Source organism: Aliiroseovarius sp. S2029 (assembly GCF_023195575.1).
Classification (GTDB): domain Bacteria; phylum Pseudomonadota; class Alphaproteobacteria; order Rhodobacterales; family Rhodobacteraceae; genus Aliiroseovarius; species Aliiroseovarius zhejiangensis.
The window spans coordinates 369,641-380,016 of the sequence record NZ_JALPQE010000004.1; the positions used below are offsets into that span (position 1 = coordinate 369,641).

At 59.4% G+C, this 10,376-nt stretch carries 10 protein-coding genes and 1 tRNA gene; 3 read left to right on the forward strand and 8 right to left on the reverse strand.

The window, feature by feature from the left end:
• Positions 1-2: 2 nt before the first annotated feature.
• Both MUY21_RS10885 and MUY21_RS10890 read left to right on the forward strand, forming a co-directional pair.
• The gene (locus MUY21_RS10885) at positions 3-1,568 is read left to right on the forward strand and encodes a thiamine/thiamine pyrophosphate ABC transporter permease ThiP (protein ID WP_248410407.1); all 1,566 of its coding nucleotides are present in this window, start codon (positions 3-5) and stop codon (positions 1,566-1,568) included.
• Positions 1,555-2,247 (forward strand): ATP-binding cassette domain-containing protein, encoded by a 693-nt coding sequence (locus MUY21_RS10890; RefSeq protein WP_248410408.1) that lies wholly within the window; start codon positions 1,555-1,557, stop codon positions 2,245-2,247. The genes MUY21_RS10885 and MUY21_RS10890 overlap by 14 nt, the downstream gene beginning before the upstream one ends.
• Positions 2,248-2,314: 67 nt before the next feature.
• Here the strand turns inward: MUY21_RS10890 and MUY21_RS10895 are convergent, their stop codons facing one another.
• The 7 genes from MUY21_RS10895 to dapF form a co-directional block, all read right to left on the reverse strand.
• A complete protein-coding gene (locus MUY21_RS10895) occupies positions 2,315-3,112 on the reverse strand; it encodes a cytochrome c1 (protein WP_248410409.1) in 798 nt (265 codons plus the stop codon).
• Positions 3,113-3,126: 14 nt separating this feature from the next.
• On the reverse strand, positions 3,127-4,440 hold the full coding sequence (gene petB / locus MUY21_RS10900; protein ID WP_248410410.1) for a cytochrome b N-terminal domain-containing protein: 1,314 nt from the start codon (positions 4,438-4,440) through the stop codon (positions 3,127-3,129).
• Positions 4,441-4,451: 11 nt separating this feature from the next.
• A complete protein-coding gene (petA, locus tag MUY21_RS10905; RefSeq protein ID WP_191286704.1) occupies positions 4,452-5,015 on the reverse strand; it encodes a ubiquinol-cytochrome c reductase iron-sulfur subunit in 564 nt (187 codons plus the stop codon).
• Positions 5,016-5,230: 215 nt separating this feature from the next.
• The gene (locus MUY21_RS10910) at positions 5,231-5,833 is read right to left on the reverse strand and encodes a glutathione S-transferase (protein ID WP_248410411.1); all 603 of its coding nucleotides are present in this window, start codon (positions 5,831-5,833) and stop codon (positions 5,231-5,233) included.
• A gap of 3 nt (positions 5,834-5,836) precedes the next feature.
• Complete coding sequence (locus MUY21_RS10915) at positions 5,837-6,115, reverse strand: hypothetical protein (RefSeq protein WP_248410412.1); 279 nt, start codon at positions 6,113-6,115, stop codon at positions 5,837-5,839.
• An 85-nt stretch (positions 6,116-6,200) separates the two neighbouring features.
• Complete coding sequence (gene mtaB / locus MUY21_RS10920; RefSeq protein WP_248410413.1) at positions 6,201-7,463, reverse strand: tRNA (N(6)-L-threonylcarbamoyladenosine(37)-C(2))-methylthiotransferase MtaB; 1,263 nt, start codon at positions 7,461-7,463, stop codon at positions 6,201-6,203.
• 1 nt (position 7,464) lies between these two features.
• Positions 7,465-8,301, reverse strand: coding sequence for a diaminopimelate epimerase (gene dapF / locus MUY21_RS10925; protein WP_248410414.1), 837 nt, complete (start codon positions 8,299-8,301; stop codon positions 7,465-7,467).
• Positions 8,302-8,411: 110 nt separating this feature from the next.
• Between dapF and MUY21_RS10930 the strand changes: the two genes are divergently transcribed.
• A tRNA-Lys gene (locus tag MUY21_RS10930) sits at positions 8,412-8,487 on the forward strand.
• A 246-nt stretch (positions 8,488-8,733) separates the two neighbouring features.
• Here the strand turns inward: MUY21_RS10930 and MUY21_RS10935 are convergent.
• On the reverse strand, positions 8,734-10,376 hold a 1,643-nt coding region (locus tag MUY21_RS10935), incomplete at its 5' end, for a stealth family protein (protein WP_248410415.1).

A 10,376-nucleotide genomic window follows, 5' to 3' on the forward strand; every position in this document is an offset into this window, starting at 1 on the left:
TGATGCGGTCGGGCCGGACAGATCGCCCCATCTGGGTGTCGCACTGGCCCGGCCTTCTGGCTGTCCTGTTGTTGGTCGTGCTGGTGTTCGGCACGCTTGTCGCCGTCATTCTCAGGGCCGATGGCGGGCGCGGTCTTGGTCCATCGGATTGGGCCGCGATCCGGTTCACGTTGTGGCAGGCGGCGCTGTCGGCGGGGGTCAGTGTCGTGCTGGCCATACCCGTGGCGCGCGCCCTGGCACGCCGCTCGTTTCCGGGGCGCCGATTGCTCGTCACTTTGCTGGGCGCCCCCTTCATTCTGCCGATCATCGTCGCGGTGCTGGGCCTGATTGCTGTCTTTGGACGCAACGGCATCATAAGCGCGGCGCTGGGCGTGGTGGGGGGCGAGCCGATCTCGATTTACGGCTATCATGGGGTCATTCTGGCCCATGTGTTCTTCAACCTGCCGCTGGCGACACGGCTGATCCTGCAAGGCTGGCTGTCGATCCCGGCTGAACGCTTCCGGCTGGCTGCATCGCTGGGCATGGGTCCCCGCGACATCGCGCGCACACTGGAACGCCCGATGCTGCGCGAGGTGATCCCCGGCGCGTTTCTGGTGATTTTCCTGATCTGTCTGACCTCCTTCGCCGTGGCACTGGCGCTGGGTGGGGGGCCGCGGGCGACCACGGTCGAACTGGCCATCTATGAGGCATTCAAGTTCGATTTCGACCTTGGCCGCGCGGCGCTGCTGGCGCTTATCCAGTTCGCGATGGGGGCAGGGGCAGCCCTGATCGCGTTCCGGGTCGCCATTCCGGGCGACATGGGGGCGGGTCTGGATCGCGCGGTGCAGCGGTGGGACGACACGCGGGCGCAGCGCGTCTTGGATGTGGTGGCCGTGAGTTTGGCCAGCCTTTTTCTGCTGCTGCCCCTGACCATGGTCATCGTCGATGGGGTGCCGGGGCTTCTGACCTTGCCCGCATCCGTGTTTCAGGCGGCGGTTCGATCCCTTCTCGTGGCTTTCGGATCGGCTTTTCTGACCCTGGCGCTGGCCCTGGCGATTGCAGCCCTTGTGGTGCAACGCGGTGCGTGGCTGGTTGAGGGGTTGGGCTATCTGACCATCGCAGCTTCCCCTTTGGTGGTGGGAACAGGACTGTTTCTGATCCTGTTTCCTTACGTGAAACCTTCGGATCTTGCATTGCCAGTGACGGCGGTGGTCAACGCAGCGATGAGCTTGCCTTTCACCCTGCGCGCGCTCGTCCCGGCGCTGAGGCAGGTTGAAAGGGACTACGGCGCTTTGGCTGACGGGTTGGGCCTGCATGGCTTGGTACGGGTGCGCCTGTTGTGGTTACCGCGGTTGCGGCGTCCGCTTGGCTTTACGCTGGGTCTGGCGGCGGCCTTGTCGATGGGCGATCTTGGCGTCATCGCGATGTTCGCCACGCCCGATGGGGTAACATTGCCCTTGCAGCTTTATCGCCTGATGGGGGCCTATCGGATGGATGACGCGGCGGCAGCGGCGGTGCTGCTGCTGGGCCTGTCGCTGTGCCTGTTCTGGATCTTTGACCGAGGGGGTCGCGTGAATGCTGACGATTGAAAACGCGCGCGTTGACATGGGGGATTTTACCCTGAGCGCCGATCTGCATGTGAACCGGGGCGAGCGGGTGGCGGTTCTGGGGCCATCCGGGGCGGGGAAGTCCACCTTGCTGGCCATGATCGCCGGGTTCCAGCCCTTGGCGCGCGGTGTGATCCGCTGGCACGGGAAGGTGTTGCCCGACGATCCCGCTGACCGGCCCATCAGCATGGTGTTTCAGGATAACAACCTGTTTCCCCACCTGAGCGTGGCGCAGAATGTCGGGTTGGGACTGCGGCCGGATTTGCGGTTGACCCCGGAAGACAGGCGACGGGTCGACGCTGCGCTGAAGCGCGTCGGGCTGGTTGGCAAAGAGGATCGAAAGCCCGCGCAACTGTCCGGGGGTCAGATCGCCCGTGTGGCGCTGGCACGGGTGCTTTTGCGAGATCGGCCGCTGCTGCTTCTGGACGAACCCTTCGATGCGCTTGGTCCGGCCCTGCGCGCCGAGATGTTGCGACTGGTCGCAGAGCTGGTTGCCGAAACCGGCGCAACGCTGTTGATGGTCAGTCACAACCCGGAAGATGCGCGGCGGCTGGCGGACAGGGTGATTCTGGTCGAAGGGGGGCAGGCCCATGCGCCTGTGCCGACCACCGAGATTTTTGAGAATCCTCCAGACGCGCTGCGGGATTATCTTGGCGGCTAGATGGGGCGGCCGAACCAAAGAAAAAGGGCGCCAAGGGGCGCCCTTTTCTGTTCATTGGTCGATCTGATTACAGATCAAGCTGTTTGCCCTTGTGCGGGGCCCACAGTTTCTTGTTGGTCAGATACAGAAGCGAGGTCAGCAGCACCAGCAGCAGGACCGACACGAAGCCAGCCTGTTTGCGGGCCATCATCTTCGGTTCTGCGGTCCACATCAGGAACGCGGCCACGTCTTCGGCCATGTGATGGGCCGAGTTGTTGTGACCGTCGTCATAGTCGACCAGGCCGTCTTCCAACTGCGGGGGCATCGACACCCAGCCGCCCGGGAAGGCGGTGTTGCCATAAAGGACGCTGCCGGCAACCTCGTCTTCTTCACCATTGAAGCCCAGCAGGAAACTGGCGATGTATTCAGCGCCACCCATGCCGCGGAACAGCTGGTTCAGACCGGTGCCTGCGGGGCCATGAAATCCTGCGCGGGCCTTGGCCATCAGGGACAAGTCCGGCCCCATGCCTTCGCCCGATACGGTGGGGAAGAAATCCGACGGCTTGCGCGGGCGGTCATCCTCAAGCTCTTCATCATAAATGGTGAAGTTCTCGGCGGCATAGGCACGCACTTCATCTTCGGTATAGTTCGGACCACCGGGGTCGGCCAATGTGCGCAACGGCACGTAGCGCAAGCCATGGCAGGCCGCGCAGACCTCGGTATAGACCTTCAGGCCGCGACGCAGCTGTTCCTGGTCATAGGTGCCAAACGGCCATTCGAACGAAAACGCGATGTCTTCGATGTGACCTTCGTCACCGGCTGCCAGCGCGCCACCAGTGGTGAGCGCCAGCGCGACGACGGCGGATTTTGTGAGCTTCTTGATCATAGTTTTCAATCCTCTCACTCGGCTGCGCCGGGATAGTGGGCTTTAAAGTCTTCCTCGATCGTCGCTGGTGGCGTGGTCGGTTTCTCGAACAGGCCCAGCAGCGGCAGGATGACAAGGAAGTAGGCGAACCAGTACGTCGCTCCGATCAGCGAAATCCAGTCATGCGGGAAGTTCGTGTCGCGTGCCCCGACCCACATCAGAACGATGAAGTCGATGACCAGCAGGCGGAACCACCACTTGAACGCCGGACGATACTGACCAGAGCGGACCGACGAGGTGTCGAGCCACGGGGCCAGCGCCATCACGAAAATCGCGCCGAACATCGCCAGCACGCCGAAGAACTTCGCATCGACGATGCCGCCGGTCAGGAAGCTGACCGCTTGCACGGCCCACACATCAGCGGTGAAGGCGCGCAGGATCGCGTAGAAGGGCAGGTAATACCATTCCGGCACGATATGCGCAGGCGTCGCCAGCGGGTTGGCTTCGATATAGTTGTCGGGGTGGCCCAGATAGTTGGGCATGAAGCCGACAATGGCGAAGAAGATGATCAACACGATGCCAAGGCCAACCAGGTCTTTGATGACGAAATAGGGCCAGAAGGGCAGGGTGTCTTTCTCGGCTTCTTCTTTCGAGCCACGGCGCACTTCAACACCGGTCGGGTTGTTGTTGCCCGTGGTGTGGAAGGCCCAGATGTGCACGGCGACCAATGCGGCGATCACGAAGGGCAGCAGATAGTGCAGCGAGAAGAAGCGGTTCAGCGTGGCGTTGTCCACAGCCGGTCCGCCCAGCAGCCAGGTTTGCAGGCCTTCACCGATGAAAGGGATGGCGCCAAACAGGCCGGTGATGACGGTTGCACCCCAGAAGGACATCTGACCCCAGGGCAGAACGTAGCCCAGGAAGCCGGTCGCCATCATCATCAGATAGATCAGCATGCCGATGATCCATGTGACTTCGCGCGGGGCTTTATATGAACCATAGAACAGGCCGCGGAAGATGTGGATATAGACGGCCACGAAGAACAGCGAAGCGCCGTTGGAGTGAACATAGCGCAGCATATGCCCGCCATTCACGTCGCGCATGATGTGTTCGATGGACGCGAACGCCATGTCGACATGCGGCGTGTAGTGCATCACCAGAATGATGCCGGTCACGATTTGCATCACCAGACAGAAGGTCAGGACGATACCCCAGATCCACCACCAGTTCAGGTTCTTGGGCGTGGGGATCATCAGGGTGTCATACAGAAGCCCGACCACGGGAAGCCGCTTGTCGAGCCATTTTCCGAACCCCGACTTGGGTTCGTAATGATCATGAGGAATTCCGGACATATAAGCCTCCCTTAGCCCAGTTTGATCGTCGTTTCGTCGACAAACTCGGCGACGGGAACGGGCAGGTTCTCAGGTGCCGGACCCCTGCGGATGCGGCCAGATGCGTCATAGTGCGAGCCGTGGCAGGGGCAATACCAGCCGCCGAAATCGCCAGCACCATCGCCCAGCGGCACACAGCCAAGGTGGGTACAGACGCCCATCATGACCAGCCATTCGCCCGCTTCGTCCATCGAGCGGTTTTCATCGGCAGCCGACAGGGATGCGTCAACATTGGCATTGCGGGCCTTGTCGTCCGGCAGGGCCGCGTCATCATCGGCACGGGCGGCGGCGATTTCCTCTTCGGTGCGGCGGCGGATAAAGACCGGTTTGCCCAGCCATTTCACCGTGATCTGGCTGCCGACTTCGACACCCGAAATATCCACACGGATCGAGCTGAGCGCCTTCACGTCAGCCGAGGGGTTCATTTGATCAACGAGCGGCCAAACTGCGACGCCGGCCGTAACGGCTGCGGCACCACCGGTGGCGTAATAAAGGAAATCCCGGCGGGTTCCTTGGTGGTCGTCGGCTTGTGACAAGAGCGCATCTCCCTAGCTAGGTCGCAGAATTGCAACCGACACGACAAAAGACCGCCCAAGAAAGCAGTCCGTTTCGCGGCTGTTTATCCAAGGAATTGCGCCCAGTCCAGAAGTCATTAGGGCGCAGGGGCGGCTTTTCAAGGTTATGTTGCCGCAGTTAGCGCGCACAGGCGGAAAAACTTCGTGAAATACCGGCGCGATCGGGGCCGGGCGACTCAGGCAGGTGTCGTGGCTTTGAAGCTGTCGCGCGTGGAAAACACCGCGAACCAGTCGTCCAGCGCATCGCGCCCCTTGCGCCATTCCCGGTCCGCATGGCGGAAATCCAGATAGCCCAGGGCACAGCCCACGGCGATTTGCCCCATGTCCAGCGGACCGGACAAATGGCTCATCCAGCGGGTGTTCAGTGCGTCCAGCGCGCCTTCGATCTTGCCCCATTGCGCATCCATCCAGCCACCGAACTGCATGTCTTCGGGTCGGCAGCGGTTTTCGTAAACCATCAGGACGCCCGCATCCATGATCGCATCGCCTGTCGCTTCAAGGATCAGCACATCCCATATCCGGCTTTCAGGATAAAGCGCGCCGCCGGCGCGTGCGTCCAGATAACGCGTCACCACACGGCTATCATAAAGGGTCGGCCCGTCGCTGCGGATCAGGGCGGGGATTTTCGACATCGGATTGGCTGCGGTCAGTTGCGGATTGGGCGCGGTGGGAGAGGAGATGACCTCGACCAACTCCACATCATCCTGCTGACCCGTCTCGATGATTACCATACGGGCCTTGCGCGCAAAGGGGGATGCGGGCGAGGTAATAAGCTGCACGGTTCAGACCTTTCGAAAGCGAATGCGGGTCAGGCTGACGGCGTCAATCTCGATCCCCGGTCCGGCGTCGCCAAACCGAATCACGCGCCGCATCCGTGCGGTTGCGTTCACCTGTTCATTGTCGCGCCGGGCAGTGACGCCTTCGGGCGCATCATCCAGCGCGTCCTCGTGACGCTGATCGCGCCGCCCCCGCTCGATCGAACGGGCGAAAGCATAAGTGGCGACGGCAACAGAGCCATAGCGGATGGCAAAAGCCGCAATCGGGGCAAGTGGTAGGGGCATGTGATCCTCCTTCACATTGAATGTAGGGAGGGCGAGGCCATATGTCTATGATTCCACGACGCGCAGCGGATGGTCGCCGACTTGTTCAGGCCAGCAATTGGTCGCCCGTGATCCCCTTGGGTGTGACCGTGACAATCGCGCCCTCGATCTGCGGGGTTCGGAACACAACTTCCGCGAATTGTTCGGTGCGGCCCATGGTGGGGTTTTCCATCAAAACACGGTGCTGCCTCCCGACTTGGGCCGCCAGATGCCGTTTGGCCTGCACATCACCCGCCGCGCGCAGGCGGGCGGCACGGTCCTTGATGATCGCGCCGTTGATTTGCGAGGGGATTTTCGCGGCTGGCGTGCCGTCGCGTTTGGAATAGGGAAAGACGTGCAGCCATGTCAGGTCGCAATCCGTGACCAGTTTCAGGCTGTTTTCAAAATGCGTCTCGGTCTCTGTCGGGAAGCCAGCGATGATATCCGCGCCGAACGTGATGTCGGGGCGCAGTCGGCGGGCTTCCTCGCAAAAGGCAATTGCGTCGTCGCGCAGGTGGCGGCGCTTCATCCGTTTCAGGATCAAATCATCGCCATGTTGCAGACTGAGATGCAGATGCGGCATCAGGCGCGGTTCGGACGCGATGGCCAGCATCAGGTTCTCATCCGCCTCGATCGAGTCGATCGAGCTGATGCGCAAGCGCGGCAGGTCGGGCACAAGGCGCAGGATTCGCATGACCAGATCGCCCAGACGCGGCTCCCCGGGCAGGTCGGCGCCCCAGCTTGTCAGGTCGACGCCGGTGAGCACGACTTCGTTGAACCCCTTGTCCACAAGACGTTTGATCTGGTCGACCACCACGCCCGCAGGCACGGACCGCGAATTGCCCCGGCCATAGGGGATGATGCAAAAGGTGCAGCGGTGATCGCAGCCGTTCTGAACTTGCACATAGGCGCGGGACCGCGTGCCGAATCCGTCGATCAAATGACTGGCGGTTTCGGTCACGGACATGATGTCATTGACCTGCACCCGTTCGGTGTCACCGATCAGATCGGGGGCTAGGCCCGCCCATGTCGCGGGTTCCATCTTTTCGTGATTGCCGATCACGGCATCCACCTCGTCCATTGCGGCGAAGGTTTCAGGTTCAGTCTGTGCGGCACAACCGGTGACGATGACCTTGGCATCCGGATTCTCGCGCCGCAGCTTGCGGATTTCCTGACGCGCCTTGCGCACGGCCTCGGCCGTCACGGCGCAGGTGTTGACAACGACCGCACCTTCAACGCCCGCATCGTCCGCCAGGCGCTTCATCGCCTCGGTCTCATAGGCGTTCAGGCGACAGCCCAGTGTCGCAAAGATGGGAGGGCGCGCACCCATCCTAGACCTCTTTCAGAAATTCTTGGGTCAACTGTCCCTTGAACACAAAAGCCGTGGGGCCTGTCATCCAAACGCCATCGTCGCGCCAGTCCAATGTCAGCCAGCCGCCATCCAGCTCCATCCGCACGCGCTTGTCGGTCAAGCCGCGTTGGTGCGCGGCAACGGCAGTCGCACAGGCGCCGGATCCGCAGGCCAGGGTGATCCCGGTGCCACGCTCCCATACCCGCATCCTGATTTCGTCGCGTCCGCGCACCTCGGCAAACTCGACATTGGTGGCTTCGGGGAACAGCGGATCATGTTCGATGCGCGGCCCGATCGAGGCCACGTCAACGGCCTCGGCGTCATTGACAAAAAAGACGCAATGCGGGTTGCCCATGCCGACCGCTACCGGGTCGCCATCCAGCGGAAGATGGGCGGTGTCGATATCCGAAGCCAAGGGTACTTGATCCCAATCCATTTGCGGCTGCCCCATGTTGACGGCCACCTGATCGCCATCGGCGCGCGCCTGCAGAATGCCGCGCGCGGTACGAATGGTCAGGGCGTCTTTCCCTGTCGTGTCCATGACAAACTGCGCCACGCATCGGGTCGCGTTGCCGCACGCGCCCGCGCGGCTGCCATCGGCGTTCCAGAAATCCAGGTCGATATCGGCCGCGTCCGAGCTTCTGATCTCGGCCAACTGGTCAAACCCGACTCCACGGTTGCGATCTCCCAGTTTCGCCGCCAATTCTTGCGTGACAACAGCATCCCGCCCCCGTGAATCGATCATCACGAAGTCATTGCCCGCGCCATGCCATTTCATGAAGTCGAGCGGTCGGGATATGGAGTCAGCAGATGCCATAGCGCGCGATATACGCCTTTGAAAAAACTTTTGCCAGAGATCGCGCGGATTCCGTGGAAATTGGGGTTGACCTGCCAAGCCCACAGCTATAGTCACCGCGCTCACAGAGTGGGCCGTTAGCTCAGTTGGTAGAGCAACTGACTTTTAATCAGTGGGTCGAAGGTTCGAATCCTTCACGGCTCACCACTTTTGTCTATATTGCCAAGATATCGCGGGCTGCGCAAAAGAGCGCGGCCATCTTTTCTCTGTATACCGGTTGCTATGCGAAAGCAGTGGGGGCAAGATTCGAATGTTGTTTCGGGGCCATGCTACTGTGATGTGCAACCTTCCGGTTTTCCTTTGATCGCGTTTGGACTCCTTGGACCTGACTGGCGTTGTTTGCCTAAGCTTGGCTTGAGGTCGGTGGAGCTGTGTGCATCGTCACTTCAAAGCCTAACCGCCACGGAACCGAGGTAGGTACTTACGCAGGCTGTAAAATAGCGATCTCTCGTGTTTGCCCCGCCGCGGAAAGAGCAGGCGGAGATAGAGCCACATCAATTGCGCTTGGCGATTCAAAGGAATTTCGTGGTGAGACGTTTGATTCAAGCAGAAAAACTTGGTCGGTTGCCGTCTGAGTTTCTGCAGTTTGCCAATCAACCTCAGTTGACCGGTGTCAATGTAGCGGTACTCATCCATGTCGCATCCAGAACGATCTGCAAGACCTAATCCAAGGATGTAATAGTATGCGAGGTTTCCGGTTGTATTCAGGTCTGTATCGGATCGAATACGTGCTGAACGAGTGTGAGAGAACCTTTCCGGGTGCTCTGCTTCAATCATTCTCAGCACCGACTTGCGCATTGGATGTGGTGTATGAAGCACCTTGGCAATGGGTGTCATTCGAAAACGCTTTTCGATGATATCAACCGTATTCAAGAATGCGGCATCAGTTGGCTTATTCCCAAGCTTAACAAAGTCAGGATTATGGGAAAGAGAAGGCGAAAAGAAGAGTCGTTGAGATCCGTCTGAGCCAAAAAAATCCTCGGGCGTTACAGGTTTTCCAAGGAAAACATCGTCATTAAAATACAAGAAGTGTTCCGAGAGGCCCGGTATGCGATGAAGGCAGCTTTCGATTGCGTGTGAGTTGAAAACAGGCAGTACCGATACATCAGGAAAAATCTCGCGATGCGATACGATTTTTATCCGGTCAGAACCTTTGAACCAGTCGGGCGTTTGCTCGTCGGTTACGATAAAGATGTTTCGCACCCATGGCGCATGCTTCAGAACTGATCTTAGTGAAAATCGCAGCTCTTCACGCGACATGAATCGCAATGCTGACGCATGAGTTGTAGTCGTAGTCTTGCCGACATGTTTCGCGAACTTGGCTTGCCAAACCGGGTCGCTTGAATCAACCCATGTATAGACGACATCAATTGGCCCCAAACCGCCTTGCGTTGAAGTCAACTCGCCAGCAAAATCTGTCGGCTGCACGTTTTGACTTGGATGTTCAAATTTGGTGGACGAGATCACGCATACTGGATCGCCTCGGCAAAACCCGACATATGGCTCAGTCAGGTTGTCGAAATTCATGTGCCGCAACGGAGCGTTCTTACTTCGAGCAGAGTATCGACCATCCATACTCGTTTGGTTGTAGAAATAGAGCGAGATACCACATTCGCCCACTTCCAACGAGGAGATCTGGAGTATTTCTGAGTCTTTCAAACTCGAAACATCTTCGACGCCGGAAACATGTCTTGGTGGTTGAGATCGACGAAAACAGAGATGAGAGCTTAAAGATGGATTACTGCGGATCCATTGGATCAACGGCAAGAGCGCTTTTGCTCCTACCAGGATATTGAAATGTCCGCTTTCATCTTCAAGCCGAAAATACTGGTGCGTGTGTTCTGCTATCAGTGCTTCCAGACTACTACGCACACTCTCTTTGTCCACACCGCTGCCCTGTTGTGTCAGATGTGCGCCGCGTTTCAAGGACATGCCAGTCACATTGGTGCTGCCCACTGTCATTGGCCGGAAACCCATCGATCGAGTCTTTGCCGCAGTGCTGTGCGAAAGCTTATCACCACGGGTTTGGTGGGCCG

Bases quoted from the DNA above. Each gene is read 5' to 3' on its own strand.
- MUY21_RS10885 (WP_248410407.1), top strand. From the start codon at position 3: ATGCGGTCGGGCCGGACAGATCGCCCCATCTGGGTGTCGCACTGGCCC.
- dapF (WP_248410414.1), bottom strand. From the start codon at position 8,301: ATGGCATCTGCTGACTCCATATCCCGACCGCTCGACTTCATGAAATGG.
- MUY21_RS10915 (WP_248410412.1), bottom strand. From the start codon at position 6,115: ATGCCCCTACCACTTGCCCCGATTGCGGCTTTTGCCATCCGCTATGGC.
- MUY21_RS10890 (WP_248410408.1), top strand. From the start codon at position 1,555: ATGCTGACGATTGAAAACGCGCGCGTTGACATGGGGGATTTTACCCTG.
- mtaB (WP_248410413.1), bottom strand. From the start codon at position 7,463: ATGGGTGCGCGCCCTCCCATCTTTGCGACACTGGGCTGTCGCCTGAAC.
- petB (WP_248410410.1), bottom strand. From the start codon at position 4,440: ATGTCCGGAATTCCTCATGATCATTACGAACCCAAGTCGGGGTTCGGA.
- MUY21_RS10895 (WP_248410409.1), bottom strand. From the start codon at position 3,112: ATGATCAAGAAGCTCACAAAATCCGCCGTCGTCGCGCTGGCGCTCACC.